20 protein-coding genes are annotated in these 20,067 nt (G+C 58.1%); 9 read left to right on the top strand and 11 right to left on the bottom strand.

Features of this window, described 5'->3' with window-relative positions; all coding sequences use genetic code 11:
* Window positions 1-6: 6 nt before the first annotated feature.
* The 5 genes from EAO82_RS14720 to EAO82_RS14700 form a co-directional block, all read right to left on the bottom strand.
* Window positions 7-390, bottom strand: coding sequence for a YajD family HNH nuclease (locus EAO82_RS14720; protein ID WP_096344769.1), 384 nt, complete (start codon window positions 388-390; stop codon window positions 7-9).
* An 85-nt stretch (window positions 391-475) separates the two neighbouring features.
* Window positions 476-1,639, bottom strand: coding sequence for a sensor domain-containing diguanylate cyclase (locus tag EAO82_RS14715; protein WP_174958891.1), 1,164 nt, complete (start codon window positions 1,637-1,639; stop codon window positions 476-478).
* A 148-nt stretch (window positions 1,640-1,787) separates the two neighbouring features.
* Complete coding sequence (gene greB, locus EAO82_RS14710; protein WP_096344767.1) at window positions 1,788-2,297, bottom strand: transcription elongation factor GreB; 510 nt, start codon at window positions 2,295-2,297, stop codon at window positions 1,788-1,790.
* Between the two features lie 2 nt (window positions 2,298-2,299).
* Complete coding sequence (locus EAO82_RS14705; protein ID WP_153274296.1) at window positions 2,300-4,807, bottom strand: ABC transporter permease; 2,508 nt, start codon at window positions 4,805-4,807, stop codon at window positions 2,300-2,302.
* On the bottom strand, window positions 4,800-5,483 hold the full coding sequence (locus EAO82_RS14700) for an ABC transporter ATP-binding protein (RefSeq protein WP_096344765.1): 684 nt from the start codon (window positions 5,481-5,483) through the stop codon (window positions 4,800-4,802). Before EAO82_RS14700 ends, EAO82_RS14705 begins: the two co-directional genes overlap by 8 nt.
* A 50-nt stretch (window positions 5,484-5,533) precedes the next feature.
* Between EAO82_RS14700 and EAO82_RS14695 the strand changes: the two genes are divergently transcribed.
* From EAO82_RS14695 to EAO82_RS14685, 3 genes are read left to right on the top strand one after another with little or no spacing between them, the layout of a single operon-like run.
* Complete coding sequence (locus EAO82_RS14695; RefSeq protein ID WP_096344853.1) at window positions 5,534-6,118, top strand: arylesterase; 585 nt, start codon at window positions 5,534-5,536, stop codon at window positions 6,116-6,118.
* A 28-nt stretch (window positions 6,119-6,146) separates the two neighbouring features.
* Window positions 6,147-6,497: a hypothetical protein gene (locus EAO82_RS14690; RefSeq protein WP_096344764.1), complete on the top strand. Its 351-nt coding sequence runs from the start codon at window positions 6,147-6,149 to the stop codon at window positions 6,495-6,497.
* 1 nt (window position 6,498) lies between these two features.
* Window positions 6,499-7,413, top strand: a complete 915-nt coding sequence (locus EAO82_RS14685; protein WP_096344852.1) for a L,D-transpeptidase family protein — start codon at window positions 6,499-6,501, stop codon at window positions 7,411-7,413.
* A gap of 60 nt (window positions 7,414-7,473) precedes the next feature.
* Here EAO82_RS14685 and EAO82_RS14680 read toward each other — a convergent pair whose 3' ends face one another.
* Window positions 7,474-7,731, bottom strand: a complete 258-nt coding sequence (locus EAO82_RS14680; protein ID WP_096344763.1) for an Lpp/OprI family alanine-zipper lipoprotein — start codon at window positions 7,729-7,731, stop codon at window positions 7,474-7,476.
* A gap of 205 nt (window positions 7,732-7,936) precedes the next feature.
* Here EAO82_RS14680 and EAO82_RS14675 point away from each other — a divergent pair, with 205 nt between their 5' ends.
* Both EAO82_RS14675 and EAO82_RS14670 read left to right on the top strand, forming a co-directional pair.
* Window positions 7,937-9,337, top strand: a complete 1,401-nt coding sequence (locus EAO82_RS14675) for a GntP family permease (RefSeq protein WP_096344762.1) — start codon at window positions 7,937-7,939, stop codon at window positions 9,335-9,337.
* A gap of 113 nt (window positions 9,338-9,450) precedes the next feature.
* On the top strand, window positions 9,451-9,735 hold the full coding sequence (locus tag EAO82_RS14670; protein ID WP_096344851.1) for a GNAT family N-acetyltransferase: 285 nt from the start codon (window positions 9,451-9,453) through the stop codon (window positions 9,733-9,735).
* 58 nt (window positions 9,736-9,793) lie between these two features.
* Here EAO82_RS14670 and EAO82_RS14665 read toward each other — a convergent pair whose 3' ends face one another.
* Window positions 9,794-10,870 (bottom strand): 3-deoxy-7-phosphoheptulonate synthase, encoded by a 1,077-nt coding sequence (locus EAO82_RS14665; RefSeq protein WP_096344761.1) that lies wholly within the window; start codon window positions 10,868-10,870, stop codon window positions 9,794-9,796.
* A 242-nt stretch (window positions 10,871-11,112) separates the two neighbouring features.
* Here EAO82_RS14665 and EAO82_RS14660 point away from each other — a divergent pair, with 242 nt between their 5' ends.
* From EAO82_RS14660 to cysB, 3 genes are all read left to right on the top strand, one after another.
* Window positions 11,113-12,069 carry a putative 2-dehydropantoate 2-reductase gene (locus EAO82_RS14660; RefSeq protein WP_096344760.1) on the top strand — a complete coding sequence of 319 codons (957 nt, stop codon included), beginning with the start codon at window positions 11,113-11,115 and terminating at the stop codon, window positions 12,067-12,069.
* Window positions 12,070-12,079: 10 nt separating this feature from the next.
* Window positions 12,080-12,991 carry a 5'-nucleotidase gene (locus EAO82_RS14655; protein WP_096344759.1) on the top strand — a complete coding sequence of 304 codons (912 nt, stop codon included), beginning with the start codon at window positions 12,080-12,082 and terminating at the stop codon, window positions 12,989-12,991.
* A 147-nt stretch (window positions 12,992-13,138) separates the two neighbouring features.
* Window positions 13,139-14,113: an HTH-type transcriptional regulator CysB gene (gene cysB, locus EAO82_RS14650; RefSeq protein ID WP_096344758.1), complete on the top strand. Its 975-nt coding sequence runs from the start codon at window positions 13,139-13,141 to the stop codon at window positions 14,111-14,113.
* 130 nt (window positions 14,114-14,243) lie between these two features.
* On the opposite strand, the gene EAO82_RS14645 is transcribed toward cysB, so the two are convergent.
* Entirely contained in the window at window positions 14,244-14,978 is a 735-nt protein-coding gene (locus tag EAO82_RS14645; RefSeq protein WP_096344757.1) for a phosphoadenylyl-sulfate reductase, read from the bottom strand.
* Window positions 14,979-15,175: 197 nt separating this feature from the next.
* On the opposite strand from EAO82_RS14645, the gene thrH reads away from it, so the two are divergent.
* The gene (gene thrH, locus EAO82_RS14640) at window positions 15,176-15,793 is read left to right on the top strand and encodes a bifunctional phosphoserine phosphatase/homoserine phosphotransferase ThrH (RefSeq protein WP_096344756.1); all 618 of its coding nucleotides are present in this window, start codon (window positions 15,176-15,178) and stop codon (window positions 15,791-15,793) included.
* 178 nt (window positions 15,794-15,971) lie between these two features.
* On the opposite strand, the gene pabB is transcribed toward thrH, so the two are convergent.
* From pabB to EAO82_RS14625, 3 genes are read right to left on the bottom strand one after another with little or no spacing between them, the layout of a single operon-like run.
* Window positions 15,972-17,321, bottom strand: a complete 1,350-nt coding sequence (gene pabB / locus EAO82_RS14635; RefSeq protein ID WP_096344755.1) for an aminodeoxychorismate synthase component I — start codon at window positions 17,319-17,321, stop codon at window positions 15,972-15,974.
* Window positions 17,318-18,331, bottom strand: coding sequence for an alpha-L-glutamate ligase-like protein (locus tag EAO82_RS14630; protein ID WP_096344754.1), 1,014 nt, complete (start codon window positions 18,329-18,331; stop codon window positions 17,318-17,320). The genes pabB and EAO82_RS14630 overlap by 4 nt, the downstream gene beginning before the upstream one ends.
* A gap of 9 nt (window positions 18,332-18,340) precedes the next feature.
* Window positions 18,341-19,870, bottom strand: a complete 1,530-nt coding sequence (locus tag EAO82_RS14625; protein ID WP_096344753.1) for an inactive transglutaminase family protein — start codon at window positions 19,868-19,870, stop codon at window positions 18,341-18,343.
* Window positions 19,871-20,067: the final 197 nt, after the last annotated feature.

Raw genomic sequence — 20,067 nt, 5'->3', positions numbered from 1 at the left:
GCCGGGTTAGCTGTCGGTCTTGCGGCTGGCGAGCAGCTCGGCAAGACCGCCCAGGGCTTTGTGTGTGGCTTGGGTGGTTTTTGGTGTAGCGGTAGAACTCTCACCGAAATACTGTTGGTCGGTATAGCGGGCGTGTTCGTTGTCGTGGCAATACAGGCAAAGTAGCTCCCAGTTTGAGCCGTCCTCGGGATTGTTATCATGATTGTGGTCGCGGTGATGCACGGTCAGCTCACTGACGCGCTTGCCGCTGAACTCCCGAGCACAGCGCCCACAAACCCAGGGATACATCTTCAGCGCCTTTTCCCGGTAGCCGGTTTCACGCCGCTGTTGGGCCTCGGCGAGAATCTTGTCCAGCTTGTTGGTGCTCGCGGATTTTTCGCTGCTACTCATAAGGGCATCCTGGGCATGACTGACTCGGGGGGACGAAGCGACCCGCAATCTCACAGGCCGCTAATCTCAGAATAGTCTATTTCATTCAGGCTTCGTCAGTCTGGCTGATTACCGCACTTATCACGCGATTGCGCCCGCTCTCCTTGGCTTGATACAGCGCCTTGTCAGCCCTGGCCAGGGTGTCGTCGGTAGTCTCTCCCGCCTGAAATTCTGCCAGGCCAATGGAAACGGTAATGCTGATGTCCGCCGGCAGGTCATCAAAGCGCAGCGTTTCAATGCTGGAGCGGATACGCTCGGCTTTAATCTCGGCCCCAGCCAGTGTGGTTTGCGGCAGGATCAGCAGAAATTCCTCACCACCGTAGCGACCAAAACTGTCGATTACGCGCAGATCGTCAGTCACGCTGCTGGCCAGTTGCCGCAGAATCTTGTCTCCAGCCTGATGGCCATGGGTATCGTTGATTTGCTTGAAGAAGTCCACGTCGAGAATGCCCACACTGAACGCGCCCGGGGCGCGGCGGTAGCGGTTGGACTCTTCATTCAGCACCTGAAAAATACGCCGACGATTATAGATGCCGGTCAGCTCGTCGATATTGACCAGCTCCTGAATTCGCCCCATCGCATTTTTCAGCTCGCGGTTGCGCAGCCGCAACTTGCCGCGCAACCCGCTGATAAATCCACCAATCAGCGCCACCTCGGCCAGTACCAGCACAAAGGCGAAACTCTGAATCAGCTCCAGCTCGGTATTCATCACCTGCGGGCGATATAGCCACAGGGCGAGGTGCAACGCGCTGTACTGAATCAGAAAACCGATGCTGACCAGGATGAAATTGCGTACGTTCAACGCAAGAATGCCGTAGAGCGCCGGCACTATGGTGATCAGCAGGAAGATCGCTCGGGCCTGCCCCGCTTCGAGGAAAAACATCACCCACAGCGCCGGCCATTGGCAGATGATCATCTGCAGGGCGGTCATGCTTGGGTCTCTGAAGCGCAGGTTGATATTGCTGTGTATCAGCAACCAGAGAGCGGCGTTTACCACCAGGCTGAACAGCGCGAAGTGCCCAGCTACTCTCAGCGGGATCATTTGCTGATAGCAGAAGAACAACACCACGGTAAAGGTGACGGTGTACGACGCGAAAGACATGCCCAGGCGCCGCTTGCGCAGGCGTTGCTCCAGGCTGATGGTGTCGCGGTCCTTGCGGGCGGTGCTTGACTGAGGTTGCTCTGTGTCGGGGAGTGAGGTCGTGTCCATGGGCATACCGTTATTATTATTTTCAGAGTCACCCAGTCGGGATTGCCCGGAAGAGTGCCAGCCGATATTAGCGGCATTTGACTGCAAAGCCAGAGCGAGTCAGGAAGAAAACGAATTTCTGTGACCTGACTCTAATCTGGCAGAAAAGTTATGTCACTGGGCCAGTATAGTTGATGGCGGTAATCCAGTAATGTTTTTCCCCGGCGGGGGCTTGCAGACTGATTTCGTCATCCAGGGATTTGCCCAGCAGCGCGCGGGCCATGGGGCTATCGATGCTGATGTGGCGGAGCTGGGTGTCTATTTCGTCGGGCCCGACAATACGCAGATGCAGCGCTTGCCCCTCATCATCCTCCAGTTCAACCCAGGCGCTGAAAAACACCTTCGAACAGTCCGATGGCTGTTGAGTAATGATCTTGAGATTCTCCAGGCGCTTTCGCAAAAAGCGAACCCGGCTGTCTATCTCGCGCAGCATTTTCTTGCCGTAGATATACTCGGCGTTCTCTGAGCGGTCGCCAAGCGCGGCGGCTTCGCTGACCGCCTGGGTCACCGCAGGCCGACGCACCTGCCACAGTTCATGCAGCTCATCGCGCAAGCGCTGCGCACCCTCGGCGGTGATCAAGGGGGTGCCAGCACTGCGTGGCGGGCGGTAGCGGCTCATGTTCAAGCACCCCGGTTGATCAGGCGCATCGGGCTTTCACGCACCACGGCGCGGGTGCCAAGTGCGCCAGCACAGCCGATCAGCAGGGCACCGCCCAGTGGAACCACCAGCCACAGCAGATAGTGTGGGCTCCATTCCAGATTCAGCGCAAAGCGGTACAGCAACAGGGTGATCAGCTCGGCAGCGACGATCGCCATCACCCCGGCGAGCGCGCCAAGCAATGCGAACTCCATCAGGTTGGCCTGCCGCAGCAACTGGCGGCGTGCGCCGAGAGTGCGCAGCAGGGCGCCTTCATACAAACGATTGTCGAGCGTGGATTGCAGCGCCGCAAACAGGACGGTAAAACCGGCCAGTAGCACGAAGGCTAATACGTACTCCACCGCGAGGGTCACCTGAGCGAGAATGTCACGTATCTGCGCGAGGATCGCTTCCACCTCGAGCAATGTCATCGCCGGAAATTCCCGTGTCAGCTCGCGTAACGCGTCCCGTTGCTCGACCGGCAGACTGAAGCTGGTAAGGATGGTGGTAGGCATGTTGTCCAGCGTGCCGGGCGAGAAGATCATATAGAAATTGGGGGTGAAATTATCCCAATTCACTTCGCGAAAACTGCTGACGCGCGCCTCAACAATCTGCCCGCCAATCACAAAAGTCAGCAGGTCGTTCAGCTCCAGGCCCAGACTCTCGGCCAGCTCCGCTTCCACCGACACCAGGGCGGCATCGTCGGCCAGATCAGCCGGCCACCACTGGCCAGCGCTGAGGACGTTGTCAGATGCCATTTCGGCGGATGAGGTCAGGCTCAGGTCGCGACTGATAGCCCGCTCACCCTGACTGTCCTTGTCCTTGGTGACGATGTCGCGCACAGGTTGATTGTTGATTTCGTTCAGGCGGCCTGGGGTCACCGGGTAGAGCGGGGCCGCCGCGGCGCCAATACGCTCCAGTGCAGCCGCAAACGCATCGGCTTCGGTGGGCAGAATATTCAGTGCAAAGTGATTGGGGGTATCTGCCGGAAGCTGATCTTGCCAAGTGTCGAGCAGCTCGGTACGCATGATCAATACCACGACCATCGACATCAGAATCAGGCCGAAGGCCAGGATCTGACCGGCTGCTGCCGCTGGTTGTTTCAACAACTGGCCACTGCCCAGGCGCCACGCCAGGCTGGCATTGCGCAGTCGGCTGCCGGTAAGACGCAGCAGTGCCAGGGCCAGCAAGCCGAGCAGCAGTGCAGCCAGCGCGCCGCCGAAGACCACCGCAAGGGTGATGCGCAGGTTGCCGGTAAATTGCCACATCAGCAGGCTCAGGCTGCCGAGTGCCAGCCCGTAAATCAGCCAGCCACTGCTGGGCAGCGGCGCGAGGTCGCGGCGCAGTACCCGCAAAGGGGCAACCTGGCCCAGACGCAGCAGCGGTGGCAGGGCAAAGCCGGCCAGCGCGATCAGGCCAGTAGCCGCGCCTACGAGCAGCGGCTTTAGCCCGACGTCAGGCAGGTTGGGCGGCAGCAGGTCGCGTAGCAGGTGTACCAGCCCCCATTGCATCAACCAGCCCAGCACCAGCCCAATCAAAGTGGCGATCAGGCCCAGACAGGCCAACTGAATAATGAAAATCCACATCACCTTGCGCCGGCTCGCGCCCAGGCAGCGCAGCAACGCACTGGTGTCAAAATGTCGGGTGGCGAATCGACTCGCGGACAACGCCACGGCGACACCTGCCAGTACCACCGCAGCGATACTGGCGAGGCCCAGGAACTGCCCGGCACGATCCAGCGCGCCGCCAATCTGCTGATTGTCATCGGCTACCGTGGTCAGCCGCTGGTTGTCTTGCAGCTGGGGCTCCAGCCACTGGGTATAGCTTTGCAGCACATTCTCGTCGCCGCTGAGCAGCAGGCTGTAGCGCACCCGGCTACCGGGCTGAACTACGTTGGTTGCCTGCAGATCGGCCATGTTCATTAGCACGCGCGGCGTCAGGCTGTAGAAATCACCTGCCCGATCAGGTTCATGGGTCAGTAGCGCGCCGACTTCCAGATTGCTGACGCCGACGTCCAGACGCGATCCCGCATCCAGCTCAAGGTAGGACGCCAGACGCGGTTCGATCCATACCTGGCCAGGCGGCGGCACGCCACGGGCAGGCTGTTCGTCGCCAAACAATTCGCTCGCGATGCGCACTTCGCCGCGTAATGGATAGCCGTCCGAGACCGCCTTGACGCTGGATAGCTGCATGTCGTCGGCGCCGGACATCATGCTGGAGAATTCCACCACTTCGACGGAATTCAGCCCCCGTTCGGTTGCCTGCGTCAGGAACTCGGGAGGTAGTGCCGAGCGTGAGGAGATGACCATGTCCGCGCCGAGAAACTCGGCGGCCCGGCTGACCATGCCGCGTTGCAGTCGGTCGGTAAAAAAGCTGATCGCGGTGCTGACCAGTACGGCGATGATCAGCGCCATGACCAGTACTCGCAGTTCCCCAGCGCGCCATTCGCGTGTCAGCAGCCGGGCTGCCAGGGGCAGGGTGCTGTTACGCATCGACGGGCTCCAGCAGACGGCCGGCATCAAGCTGCAAGGCGTTCTGGCAGCGCTCGGCCAGCCGCTGATCATGCGTGACCAGAACCAGGGTAGTGCCCTGTTCACGGTTCAACTCGAATAGCAGTTCGGTAATGCGCTGGCCGGTCACGGCATCAAGGTTGCCGGTAGGCTCGTCGGCAAAAAGAATATCCGGCTCGCTGGCGAAGGCTCTGGCAATGGCGACGCGCTGTTGTTCGCCACCCGAGAGCTGGCGCGGGTAATGCGTTACCCGTGCGGCCAGGCCGACGCGGCCGAGTAGCTCCTCGGCACGCACACGCGCATCTTTGCGCCCGTGCAACTCCAACGGCAACATCACGTTCTCGAGTGCAGTCAGGCTGTCGAGCAATTGAAAGGACTGGAACACAAAGCCGACATGCTCGGCGCGCAGAGCAGCACGCTGGTCTTCATCCAACTGGCTGAGCGTCTTGCCGGCGAGGTGAACCTCGCCGCTGCTGGGCAGGTCCAGGCCAGCGAGCAAACTGAGCAGCGTGGATTTGCCCGAGCCGGAAGCGCCGACAATGGCTACGCTGCTGCCGCGTTCGATTTGCAGGCTGACATTGTCGAGAATGGTCAGGTCCGCTTCCGAGCTGCGGACGACTTTGCTAAGGTGGCTGGCAACGATCACGCTGTCTGACATGGAATCTGCCCTTGAGAGAAGTAAAAAGAATTGCTTTGTTGTGCTTGCTGATGATGGTGCCGGTGTTGCCCGCCAGCGCGCAGGGAATACTGATTGTTGGCGATAGTATCAGTGCCGCTTTCGGTCTGGAAATCGATCAGGGCTGGACGGCCCTGCTGGAGGAGCGTCTGGAGGAGGAAGGGGCCGACATTGAGGTGATGAATGCATCCGTCAGTGGCGATACCACTGCAGGGGGGCTGGCCCGCTTGCCACGCCTGCTGGAGCAACATAATCCGGACCTGGTAGTGATAGAATTAGGCGGTAATGATGGCTTGCGCGGGATGCCGCCAACCAATATGCAACAGAATCTTTCGGCGATGGTAGAACAGTCGCAGGAAGCAGGTGCAGAGGTGCTTTTATTGGGTATGCGGATTCCGCCTAACTACGGCGTGCGGTATACCCAGGCGTTTGAGCAGGTCTTTGCCGAGATCAGCGAACAATACGATGTAGCGCTCTTGCCCTTTGTGCTGGACGGCATTGCCGGAGAAGCTGATCAGAGTCTCATGCAGTCAGATGGAATTCATCCAACTGCTGAAGGCCAGCCACTGATCCTGGATAACGTTTGGCCTTATATCGAGACCTGGCTGCAGCGCTGAAGCAGTCGATTTTCTGGAGAGATAACGCGTGAGTGTAGCGTGGCTGGCCAAGCGTTGGTGCGTGGTCGAACAGGACGAGCAGCAGGACCTGTTTGTGGCAGATCCCTGGCATGTGCATATGGTAGACATCAACCTGCGTCTGGATAACCCGGTAGAGCGGACTCTGTGCGGTGACCTGTTGCCTGCGCGACCGGTGTATCGGGAGCTGCTTCGCGCAGTTATGCCCACACTTTGCCCGCAATGTCTGGATCAAGCGCGCTCACACAAGCGCGGTGGCAGCAACGGCCCCTCAGCATCAACCGCACGCAACCGACCTGAAGCCGCCGAAGCCTTGACCGCTGTGCAACAGATAGATCTCTATGCGCAGGGCCGGCACTGAGATGAGCTTACGTAGAGTGTTATCAAGCTTACTGCTGATCACGCCAGCCCTGGCGGCTAACGAGTACCCCCTGTTGGTGCCCGAGCAGCAGATCGTTGGCGAAACCTTCGCTATCCACGCGGCCTATGAAGACACCCTTGACGATCTGGGTGAAGAATATGGCTATGGTTACCTGGAAATGCTCGCAGCCAATCCCGGGGTGGACCCCTGGCTGCCGGGTGAGGGCGCGCGGGTCATGTTACCCGGGGAACACATTTTGCCCGACGCCCCGCGCAAGGGCATCGTCATCAATCTGCCTGAATACCGGTTGTACTATTATCCCCCGGAAGGTGATCGGGTGATTACCTACCCCGTGGGTATTGGCCGCGAGGGCTGGTCCTCGCCGCTGGGTGAGACGCAGGTGGCACGCAAGCAGGCCAATCCGTCCTGGTATCCTCCGCAGTCGATCCGTGACGAACATGCCGCCGAGGGGGATTTTCTACCCGAGGTGGTACCGCCAGGGCCGGACAATCCGATGGGCCCGTTCAAGATGAATCTGGCGATGGGCGCCTACGTGATTCACGGTACCAACAAGCAGTTCGGCATTGGAATGCGCGTGAGTCACGGTTGTTTCCGCATGCGCAACGAGGATATCAATGCACTGTTTCCACAGATTCCTGCGGGCACGCAGGTACGTATTATCAACCAGCCTTACAAGCTCGCGCTGCGTGACGGGCAGCTGTTGCTGGAGGTCCACACGCCGCTGGACGAGCACGGTTTGCCTTCGACCATAGACCGTCAGGCCGCTATCCAGCAACTGCTGGCCGAACAGACACCAGGCTTTGTTAATCTGCATCTGGACTGGAAGAAGATCAGGGATGCGGCATTTGAGGAAAACGGTCTCCCTACCGTCATAGGGCGGGTGGGCGAGGGGTGATGATGCCGGCCCTGGCGGGTCGGCATCATCCTGCAGGCAAGCAGTATCTGACAGTAACCGTTACTTGCGGCTTGCCTTGTCGAGCATGCGCATGGCGCGCTCGTTGGCCTCATCAGCGCTTTGTTGAGCGCGCATGGCGGCGGCCATTGCTTCTTCGGCCTTGCGATAAGCTTCATCAGCGCGCGCTTGCGCGCGGGCTGCCGAGGTTTCTGCTGCCGACAGCCTGCTGGTCGTTTCTTCTTGAAACTGGTTATTACTGCAGCCGGCAACCAGCACGGCTGCCAACGCAACGGCTGAGACGTTCAGAATCTGTTTCATGTGAATCCCCTTTTTATCCAGTACATGCCAAGCATCCCAATAAGCTGGCGAAAAGAGTTTAGCAGCTGATCAGCGTAGTGGAATTGATGAGGATCATAAATCATCGGGTATTCAGCATATCGAGCGGCTCTTATGCATATTGTATTGTCTCGCTGCTGAGGTATTGTGATGCGAGTAATATCAATAAATATAAGGAATAAGCTCAATGCTGGGGAATCTGGGACTGCTGGTGGGGCTGGCGCTGCTGATCTATATGGCCATGCGCGGCATCAATATTTTTGTCGCTTCGCTTCTTTGTTCGTTGGTGGTGGCGCTGACCAACGGCTTACTGATTCCGCGGACGTTACTTGAGTACTATCCATCCGGTTCATTAGGCGCATTCAGTTTCGCCGGACGCTTCTTCCTGCTGTTCCTCTGCGGCGCCATTTTCGGTAAGGCCATGGCGACCAGCCAGGCCGCCAAGGCCATTGCCTTGGCCATTACCCGCGGTTTGGGCGTCAAACACACGTTGTTGGTGGGCATGATCGTTTGTGCCTTGCTGACATACGGCGGTGTGGTGGTGTTTGTCGTGGTGTTCACCATGTATCCGCTGGGCATCACCCTGATGCGCGAAGCGAATCTGCCGAAGCGACTCTGGGCTGCCGCCACCTCGGTGGGGGCGGGCACCTTTACCATGACCGCGATGCCCGGCACGCCGTCTATTCACAACGTGATTTCGGCCAGCTCATTGGGCACCGACCTGTTTGCCGGTGGTTGGATTGGTCTGTTTGCCGCGGTCATCATGGCCGGCCTGGGTATGTGGTACGTGGAGCGTGGCTGGCGGCTGGCCAGGGCCAATGGTGAAGGTTTCAGCGAAAACGCGCAGGACCGGCGCATGGAACAGTTGGCTGGCGACCCGAACGATGTCCCCTCCTGGAAGCTGGCGCTGATCCCCATGGTCGTGGTCCTCGGCGTAATCATGCTGCCGCGGCTGGTGATTGGTCTAGGTGATTGGTCACAGAGCGACAGTGGGCTTGCATCACTGCTGGCCTTCAGTCAGGCGCAACCGATCATCTGGCCGAGCATGGCATTGATCCTCGGTTCGCTGACCTGCGTGGTGTTGTTCCCGAGCATGCGCCGCAAGATTGTTGAGGTTTTCGGCCAGGGTGCGGAAGACTCGGTAATGCCGCTGATCAACACGGCTGCGGTTATCGGTTTTGGCGGCGTGGTTACGCAAACGGCGGGGTTCAGTCAGTTTGCCCAGTGGATGCTTAACGCGGATCTACCACCGCTTATTTCGGTGTTTGCCTCCGCCAGTGTGGTGTCCGCGATTGTTGGCTCGTCTTCGGGCGGGTTGCAGATCTTTATGCAGACGCTCGCACCTAGCTACCTGGAAATGGGTATCGAACCGGAAATTCTCCACCGTATTGCCGCTATCGCCTCCGGCGGTCTGGACTCTCTGCCACACTGCGGGGCGGTCATTGCGACCTTCATGATCATGGGATTGACCCACAAGGAAGCCTATAAGGACATGTTCATGGTCACGGTCGCGATTCCGGTGATTGCCTGCCTGGCTTCCATCGCGTTGTTGATGGCGTTGGGGATCGGCGTCAATCCGGTTGGCTGAGAATATAATTCGCGACCTTGGGAATTATTTTCCAGGTCGCATGTCAACGTTACTTGAGCAGTACTTTTTCACGAGAAAGGTTCTGCAAGGCGATTGCTGGTGGGGAGATGGGCATGGATCTGAACGCACCGATTCAGCACGATACTGAAGACAAGCAGTTTTATGTTGCCATTGACGGTGCGAGGGCTTACCTGGCTTATATGGATCTTGGCAAAAAGACCCTGGATATCTACCGGACCTATGTGCCCAACGCCTTGCGTGGCAAGGGTTTGGCTGCACAGCTGACAGCTCACGCGCTGCAGTTTGCCGAAGAGCGGGGCTACACCGTTATACCGTCCTGTTCCTATGTGGAGCGTTATATGCTCCGCCAGGAAAAGCTGCGACAGCGTCAGCATTGATGCTGTTATGCAAAGCATAAAAAACCGCCATGTGGCGGTTTTTTTAGGAGCGTGCCAATCAGCCGCGTTGACGCTTGGGCAACACATCCCGCAACTTGGCGTGCATGCTGCGGATGCTGGTGACCGTAGTGTCCCAGTCGATACAGGCATCGGTTACCGATACGCCGTACTGCAGCTGTGACAAATCCTTGGGGATAGACTGATTGCCCCAACCGATATGGCTTTCCACCATCAGACCGATGATCGAGTTGTTACCTTCCAGGATCTGGTTGGCGACGTTGTCCATCACCAGCGGCTGCAGACCGGGATCCTTGTTGGAATTGGCGTGACTGCAATCGACCATGATGTTCGGTGCGATTCCGGCTTTTTCCAGGTCCTTTTCGCACAGTGAAACACTGACCGAATCATAGTTGGGCTTGCCGTTGCCACCGCGCAGTACCACATGGCCGTACTGATTGCCTTTGGTGGTCACGATGGATACCTGACCGTCCTGGTTGATGCCCAGGAAGCGGTGGGGGCTGGAGACCGACTGCAGGGCATTGATGGCGACGGTCAGGCTGCCATCGGTGCCGTTCTTGAAACCCACTGCAGAAGACAGGCCGGAGGACATCTCGCGGTGAGTCTGCGATTCGGTCGTGCGTGCGCCGATCGCTGACCAGGAAATCAGATCCTGCAAATACTGCGGCGAAATCGGGTCCAGCGCTTCGGTGGCGGTGGGCAGGCCCATCGCAGTCAAATCGCTGAGCAGTTGCCGACCAATATGCAGGCCATCTTCTACCTTGAACGAGTCGTCCAGATAGGGATCGTTGATCAAGCCTTTCCAGCCAACGGTGGTACGCGGCTTCTCGAAATACACGCGCATGACCAGATACAGAGTGTCGCCCACTTCGTCAGCCAGCTTCTTCAGACGCGCGGCGTAGTCCTTGGCGGCTTCCAGATCATGAATCGAGCAAGGGCCGATCACGATGAACAGGCGGTGATCCTTGCCATCGAGAATGTCACGAATCACTTGCCGGCTTTGCACCACCGTAGCTTCGGACGCCGCGCTCATGGGTATCTTCGCCTTGAGCTGGGCAGGGGTTATCAGTACCTCATTGGAGGCAACGTTCAGATCATCAATAGGTAAGTCGGCCATCATCTATCCCGGCAGGTCAGTTAGGCAGTCAATCGGCTACCTTTAATTAGTTGTGCACAGCTTAATCAAGGAACGCCAGCGCGGCTACCCCGGTATGTCGTATCGGTGCGATTAAGCTGCTCAATAGCCGGGAAAAAAGCCGAATGTTTGCAGCTTTGTCGCATGGCTGACTGTCTCCTTGGGGCCCGCGCGATTACCATGAGCGCAATTGGTTGATCCAGACATGCAAAAGAGGGGTTCTCATGCAGCAGACAAAACCGCGGGTTGGCATTATTGGTACCGGGGCGATCGGTGGCTTCTATGGGCTGATGCTGGCGCAAGCCGGCCACGACGTGCATTTTTTGCTGCGTAGCGAATATGACGCGGTGGTCAAGGATGGCATTACGGTGGATAGCATGGTGCATGGCAGCATGACCCTCAACCCGGTGCAGGCGTATAATGATGTGACCAAGATGCCACCTTGCGACTGGCTGCTGGTGGGCACCAAGGCCACGGGGAATGCGGATCTGGCGCCGATCATCGCCGCTGCCGCTGCAGAGAATGCCAAGGTAGTGCTGTTTCAGAATGGCTTGAACAACGAAACCTACCTGCGGCCACTGCTGCCTGATCATATCCACCTGATTGGCGGGCTCTGCTACGTGTGTCTCTACCGCGAAGGTCCTGGCCAGGTGAAACATCAGGCCAACGGGCTGGTCGATCTGGGCTATCACTCGGGTCCGGCATCTGGGGATGAAGCCGCTCAGATCATCTCCGCTGCAGCCGAGCTGTTCCGCAGCTCCGGAATCGAGGCGCGGGAAATGGGCAATATCGATGCTGCGCGCTGGCAGAAGCTGGTGTGGAATGCCTCCTTCAACGGCGTTTCGGTCCTTCTCGACGCGGGTACCGAGTCGCTGCTCAAGAGCGCCGCGAGCCGGCAGTTGATCGGTGATCTGATGAGTGAAGTGGTCGCGGCCGCCAAGGCCTGTGGTCATGAGATGCCGGAAGACTACGCGGCCAAGCTGCTCAAGGTCACCCGGCATATGCCCGATTACTATCCGAGCATGTACCACGACTGGCTGCACAAGCGTCCCATGGAACTCGACAGCCTCTATCGCGAAGCGCTAAAGCTGGGGGCCCAGGCCGGTTGCAGCATGCCGAAAACCGAGGCATTGTTGAACATGCTGGAATTCATTCAAGACAGCTATCTGCAACCCGAGTAAAGGACGCATCATGCCGGTCAGGCTTGGCGATAAACTGGTCGTAGCGATTTCCTCCAGAGCACTGTTTGATCTGGATGAGAGTCATCAGGTTTACGAGCAGGAAGGCCTGGAAGCCTACCGGCAGTACCAGATTGCCCGCGAGGATACGCCGCTGGAGCCAGGCGAGGCCTTTGGCCTGGTGCAGAAGCTGCTGCGTATCAATAGTATGCTGGAGGGCGACAGCCGCGTGGAGGTAGTGCTGCTGTCGCGTAACAGCGCGGATACCGGGCTGCGGGTGTTCAATTCGATTCAGCATTACGGTCTGGGCATCACCCGCGCGGCTTTTGCTGGCGGTCGCAGTCCGTTTCAGTATATTCCCGCATTCGGTACGCAACTGTTTTTGTCGACCCACGCCGAGGATGTGCGCAGTACTCTTGAAGCCGGCTTCGCCGCAGCGACTATTCTGCCGTCCAACCAGCCAAGGGAAATGCGTGATGAACTGCGCATCGCTTTTGATGGCGATGCGGTGCTGTTTTCTGACGAATCCGAGCAGGTGTTCCAGCGTGACGGCCTCGAGGCTTTTCAGGCCAGCGAACTGGCCTCCGCTCGTGATCCCTTGGGCGGCGGGCCGTTCAAGGCGTTTCTCGCGGCGTTGAACCGGATCCAGACCGAATTCGCTGCGGGCGAGTGCCCGATCCGCACGGCGCTTTTTACCGCGCGCAGTGCACCGGCCCACGAAAGGGTAATACGCACGCTGCGTGAGTGGGACATCCGCCTGGATGAATCACTGTTTTTGGGCGGCATGGACAAGTCAGAATTTCTCCGCGCTTTTGGCGCCGATCTGTTCTTCGATGACCAGGAAGGGCACTGTCGCAGCGCGGTAGGCGTGGTCCCTACCGGCCATGTGCCGCATGGCATCAGCAACAGGCTGCTCAAACCCTGAGCTGCGCCGGTTTAACCAGTTGTCGGAATATTTCACTCCTGTTGCAGTCATTCCCGATTTTTATGGTCTAACCTGATTGGTATATACGCTAATATGGTTATAAAGCACCGGGAATGGGTGTTGTTCGACCTACAGGGGAAGTCACTGATGAAACTGCAGCAGCTCCGCTATATATGGGAAGTGGCGCACCATGATCTGAATGTCTCCGCCACAGCGCAGAGCCTGTACACCTCACAGCCCGGCATCAGCAAGCAGATACGTTTGCTTGAGGACGAACTGGGCGTCGAAGTCTTCTCCCGTAGCGGCAAGCATCTCACGCGTATTACCCCCGCCGGGGAGCGCATTATCCAGACGGCTGGCGAGATTTTGCGCAAGGTCGATAGCATCAAACAGATCGCTCAGGAATTCAGCAATGAACGCAAGGGCAATCTGACGCTGGCCACTACCCATACCCAGGCCCGCTACGCGCTGCCGCCGATTATCAGCAAGTTTATTCAACGCTACCCGGACGTGTCGCTGCACATGCACCAGGGCACACCCATCCAGATTTGCGAGATGACGGTCGACGGCACTGCCGACTTTGCCATTGCCACCGAGGCACTGGAGCTGTTTGCGGATCTGGTGATGATGCCTTGCTACCGCTGGAACCGCTGCGTGATCGTGCCCAAGGGCCACCCGTTAACGCAGGTCAAGGATTTGTCCCTGGAAGCTCTGGCCGAGCATCCGTTGGTCACTTATGTGTTCGGTTTTACCGGTCGCTCGAAGCTGGATGAGGCCTTCAGCAACCGCGGGCTGTCGCCGAAAGTGGTGTTTACTGCGGCGGATGCCGACGTGATCAAGACCTACGTGCGCCTGGGGCTGGGCGTCGGTATCGTCGCCAAGATGGCGATTGATCCGGTGCTTGATTCTGATCTGGTGATGATTGATGCCGGGCATCTGTTCGAAGCCAGTATCACCAAGATAGGTTTCCGTCGCGGGACCTTTATGCGGGGGTTCATGTACGATTTCATGCAGGAATTTGCACCACACCTGAACCGCGACAGGGTAGAAAAAGCCCTGCAGTGTCATACCAAGGCTGAGCTGGACGAAGTCTTTGAGGGCGTCGACCTGCCGGTGCATTGACGCCTTTGACGCCTTTGGCGTCAGCCGCAAGCTTCAAGCGGCAAGCTACAAGCTGCAAGTTAAAATCTAGAGCAGCTTCTTCACGGGACTGTGGTTTCTTGAAGCTTGCCGCTTGAAGCTTGCGGCTGCTTCACCCCCTGGCAATCAGATTGCCGGCGTGCAATCCGCATTCTTTCTGCGTTGCTTCCTCCCACCACCAGCGACCTTCGCGCTCATGCTGGTTAGGAAGGATTGGGCGAGTGCACGGCTCGCAACCGATGCTGACAAAACCGCGTTCATGCAGGCTGTTATAAGGTATTTCCAGCATGCGAATATAATTCCACACGTCCTCGCTGGTGTAGTTGGCCAGGGGGTTGAACTTGATCAGTTCACGGCCGGGACCGCTGAATCCGCCATCTACTTCGATCACGGGTACGTGGCTGCGGGTACCGGGGCTTTGATCCTTGCGCTGCCCGGTGATCCAGGCGTCCACGCCAGCAAGCTTGCGCCGTAGCGGTGCGATCTTGCGCACACCGCAGCACTCGCCATGGCCGCTTTCATAGAAGTCGAACAGACCTTTTTCTTTCACGTAAGCTTCCAAGGCTTGCTGGTCGGGGGAGAGTATTTCCAGCTGGATGCCGTAGTGCTTTCTGACCTTCTCCAGAAACTGATAGGTTTCAGGGTGCAGGCGGCCAGTATCGAGTGTGAATACCTTGATCTGCGGGTTGATCTTCCAGGCCATATCCAGCACCACGATGTCATCCGCGCCGCTGAACGACAACCACAGGTCGTCATACTGGTCCAAGGCCAATTCGAGGATCTGCTGCGGCGATTTGCCGGCATATTCTTCGGCCAGTTTAGGAACATCAAAAACGTCAAGAGCCATGGGTTTCTCCGCATCAGGGGCGCCTGTCTATGCAGGCTGCCGTATTGCGGAGAGTCTAGCAAAGGCGTCTTAGTCCATCCTCTTTTATTTAGTTATACTTTTATGCTTTATCGGTATGAAGCCGGCGCAGCCATTGCGTCGTGGCAGCCCAACCGGTAGATTGTGCGCCAATTCAAATTGCCTATCAGGAGTAACCTGTGGAAATCGCCTGCCTTGATCTTGAAGGGGTTCTGGTCCCGGAAATCTGGATCGCCTTTGCTGAGAAAACCGGTATCGCCGAACTCAAGGACACCACCCGGGATATTCCTGATTATGATGTGCTGATGAAGCAGCGCTTGCGGATTCTGGACGAGCACGGCCTGAAGCTGGGCGATATTCAAGAGGTGATTGCTACCTTGAGTCCGCTGGATGGCGCAGCAGAATTTGTCGACTGGCTGCGTGAGCGCTTCCAGGTCGTTATTCTGTCCGATACCTTCTATGAGTTCTCGCAACCACTGATGCGCCAATTGGGTTTCCCGACGCTGCTTTGCCATCGTCTGATTACCGACGACACTGACCGTGTTGTGGACTATCAGCTACGCCAGAAAGACCCCAAGCGTCAGTCGGTGCTGGCGTTCAAGAGCTTGTACTATCGCGTGATCGCGGCGGGCGACTCCTACAATGACACCACCATGCTGTCGGAAGCACATGCTGGCATCCTGTTTCACGCACCGGACAATGTTATCGCCGAATTCCCGCAATTCCCGGCGGTGCATACCTTCGAAGAGCTGAAGCAGGAATTTATCAAGGCGTCCAATCGGCCGCTCAGCCTTTAAACCGAAGCTTCAAGCGGCAAGCTGCAAGTTAAAAGCAGTGGCAGTGGCGAAGGTTCCTGGTCTTGCTGAAATGAAAGGGTTGACCAGGGGCGACGCAACACCAAACTGATTAAGCTTGCAGCTTGCAGCTTGCAGCTTGCAGCTTGCAGCTTGCAGCTTGCAGCTTGCAGCTTGCAGCTCAGCCCGCCAGGGCGTCCATCAACACCCGCACTTTGGCCAGGGTTTCCTGGTATTCCGACTCGCCTTCCGAGTCGGCCACGATACCGCCGCCACCCCAGCAGTATAGTCGCTCGTCCTGATGCACCAGGCTGCGGATGGCGATGTTCAAGTCCATCTGACCCTCGCAACCGATATAGCCAATACTGCCGCAGTACAGGCTGCGGCGCACAGGCTCGAGCTCTTCAATGATCTGCATCGCGCGAATTTTTGGTGCCCCGGTAATGGAGCCGCCGGGAAAGGCGCCTGCCAGTAGATCCAGCGCATCACGGCCCTCGGCCAACCTGCCGGTTACGCTGCTGACCAGGTGATGCACATTCGGGTAGCTTTCCAGCTTGAATAGTTCCGGCACCTTGACGCTGCCTGCCGCGCAGGACCGGCTGAGATCGTTGCGCAGCAGGTCGACGATCATCAGGTTCTCTGCTCGGTCTTTGAGGCTGGTTTGCAGGTCCGCCGCCAACTGGGCATCCTGCTGTGCGGTGGCGCCGCGGGCCCGCGTACCTTTTATCGGGCGGGTTTCAACTTCACCCTGGGACACGCTGAGGAAGCGCTCTGGGGATAGGCACAACAAGCTGTAGTCGTCGCTTTCAATATAGGCAGCAAAGGGTACGGGGCAGGCTGTGCGCAAGCGCTGATAAGCGCTCAGTGGGTCACCGCTGCAGCCGGCGCTGAACCGCTGGGAGAGATTGATCTGGTAACAGTCGCCAGCATGAATGTATTTCTGGACCCGGTCGAATGAGGCCTGATAATCGGCGCGCGTCTGTTCTGGTTGAAAAGGCGCTGTCAAGGCAAAGGGGCGGGGAGCGTTGGGCTGTTCCTGCAGGCGGGTCAGTAGCGCTTGCTGCTCGGGCTCGGGCAAGGCCGGATGGCAGACCAGCCAACTTTGCTGGCGACTGCGGTCGTTGACGATGCTCCACAGGTAAATCCCCATCTTCAGACTGGGCAAGCGAACGTCCGCATCTGCCAATGCCGGCAGCGTTTCCAGCAGACGGCCGAAATCGTAACTAAGATAGCCCAGCGCGCCAGCGCCAAAGGGCAAGCTGATATGCTCCGGCCAGCGGGCGGCAGGGAGATGCGATAGTGCATCACGCAGACGAGCGAGCGTCTGCAGGCCGGTTTCATTGGCGCGTGGTTCGATCAGCGTTTGGGGGCCGGCGGCGAGGATGCTGTAGCGTGCAAAGCGCTCGATACCGGCAGCGGAGTCGAGCAGTACGCTATGCCCCAGGTCGCGCACAAGCCGCAGGCGCGGGAGCGGATCCGCCTGATACGGAAGTTCGACAAGCCGATAGTGCTCGGCCTCCGGTGTGCTCATGCTGCGGTGCCGGGCTCCTCGGCTGGCGTTTCGGTGCGCGAGACTGGCTGACCGAAATGCTTCTGGGCGTAGGCCACCCGATCCGCCACTGACTCGGTACGTCCGGTTTTTTTCAGCGCCGCCAGATGGCGCTCAACCATATGGCAGCGCGTAGTCAGGCCGGCATCATTGGCGATCTGGATGTTCAGGCCGGGGCGGGCGTTGAGCTCCAGAATCAGCGGGCCCTTTTCCTCGTCCAACACCAGGTCTACGCCGATGTAACCCAGTCCGGACAGTTCATAGCAGGACGCCGCCAGATTCATAAAGCCGTCCCAGTCCGGCAACTGCACGCCATCGACCTGATTAGTGGTGTCAGGATGCTTGGCGATCTTCTTGTTCAGCCAGGTGCCCTTGAGGGTCTTGCCGGTGGCCAGATCGACCCCAACGCCAATGGCGCCCTGGTGCAGGTTGGCCTTGCCGCCGGATTGCCGGGTCGGCAGGCGCACCATACCCATCACCGGATAACCCATCAACAGGATGATACGGATATCCGGCACGCCTTCGTAACTGATGCTCTTGAACAAGGGATCGGGACTGACGCGATATTCGATCAGTACCCGGTCGCGGTGCCCACCAAGTGAGTACAGGCCGGACAGAATGCTGGAAATATGGTGGCCGATTTCGTCGCGGCTTATGATCTTGCCGGACACGGTCTTGAACATGCCCTCAAAGCGGTCAGCGATAACAATGATGCCGTCACCACCAGCGCCCTGGGCTGGCTTGATGACGAAGTCACGATGCTTTTCGACAATCGCATCGAACAGGTCGATGTCCTTCTCGGTTTCAATGACGCCGTAGAGCTCGGGTACATCAATGCCAACGGCAATGGCGCGTTCCTTGGTCAGAATCTTGTCATCTACTATCGGATACAGATTCCGCTTGTTGTACTTGAGTACATAGTCGGCATTCCGGCGGTTGATGCCCATGACCCCGGCGTCACTCAGGGTTTTCCAGGTTTTCCACAAAAACATGGTGTCTCCTCAGCCCTTGGTCATCAGTGCTTTGAAGCGCACCAGTTCGGTCAGGCGGTAACCGCGGTAGCGACCCATGGCCAGCATGAAGCCCACCAGGATCAGCAGCACGGCCGGGAAGGTGAAGACGAAGTAGGCCAGCTCCGGCACGCTCATCAACAGGTGAGCCAGGGTGGCAGCAAACAGGGTGCCCAGGGCGACCTTGAATGAATGTCCGCCGCCACGTTCTTCCCAGGTGATGGACAGACGCTCGATGGTCATGGTCAGAATCACCATCGGGAACAGCGAAACAGACAGGGCCTTTTCCATGCCCAGCTTGTGACCCAGCAGGGTGATGCCGGCAATGATCACGACGACAAATGTCAGGACCACAGAGAGACGAGGCAGCATCTGCAGCTTCAGGTGTTCAAGGTAGGAGCGCAGCGACAGACCCAGTGCGGTGATCAGCGTGAACAGCACAATACCCCAGCCAATGTCGGTTTCGCGGAAGGCCAGCGAGATCAGCACCGGGGTAAAGGTACCCAATGTCTGAATGCCGATGATATTACGCAGGATCAGAATCACCAGGACCCCGATAGGGATCATGATCATCACGCGGTAAACCTGCTGAGCATGCAGCGGCAGGCCATAGAGCGAGTATTCCAGCAGCGCCGACGAGGTGTTCTCGGTAGTCATCTCCGCCAAGCGCAATGCATTCATCTCGCTGTTATTCAAGGTGATGGTCACGCGGCCCTGGCGGCCGCCTTCCAGGTTGTACAGCGGGGCGTTGCCGCTCCACCAGACCAGGCGATTTTCCGGAATGCCCTGTTGGCCAGTTTCCGGATGGAAGTACAGCCAGCGCTCGCCATTATGGCTACGCAACCAGAGCTCGGGCTCCTGGTTGGGAGTGCTTTCCAGTCGCACGGTATGCACCAGCTCAAGGGGAATGCGTGCATTGGAAAGAAGTACATCAAGCACGCGTGCCTTGCCCAGCGGCGAGGTGTCCTCACCGAGCAACAGCTTGACGTTGTCATCGGTGATGTCGTTCACGCGGCGGATAGCCTCGCTGACGAAGGTTTCAATGTCCGCTGATGTTTGACGAATAGGGCGAATCAGCGCGTCGGCAGCGACTTCCTCGGCGCCTTCGAGCTCAATGGGTTGGCGCGGCGCGGGGGCCGGGTCCTCAATGGCTTCGGGGCTATAGCGTTGGGTCAGTACCAGGCGGTAATAAAGGGACTGGTTGCCGCTGGCGCGACGTGCCGACCAGGTTACCCGGCGATTGCCGTCGGTCTGGTTGATGCTGACGCCATAATTGTTTGAGATGAAGCTCTCGTTGAGGCTGATGTAATTCTGATCCAGCGGGGGGATGAACATCTGCGCCTTGACCGGCGTTCCTGCCACGGCCTGAAACTCGAGTCGGGCATCGAGGCTCCAAATATCGTCGGTTTCATCCTGGGTGACAGGAATATCCAGTACATAGATTTGGTAAGCGGTTATGGCCAAACCCAGGCTGACCAAGATGGCGATCAGGACTTTCAGGTGCAGATTGATCGATTGCATAGTCTTCTCAACGAGCTATAGGAATTGCTGCTTCGGCAGGCACCGCAACAACGACAGGCGGCATCTTAGCATGGACGTTGATCTGCTCGTAGCGCCTTTGTGATGCTTTGTTCATAGCGTAGACCAGAATGCTCGAGCCAGGATTGTTGACAATAACGGGGCGTAAAGCGCAAAATTCGTTAATCAAACCGGTAAAT

This window comes from Halopseudomonas pelagia (assembly GCF_009497895.1).
Classification (GTDB): domain Bacteria; phylum Pseudomonadota; class Gammaproteobacteria; order Pseudomonadales; family Pseudomonadaceae; genus Halopseudomonas; species Halopseudomonas pelagia_A.
The sequence above is the reverse complement of the archived record's forward strand: the minus strand, read 5'-3'. Positions and strand labels throughout refer to the sequence as shown.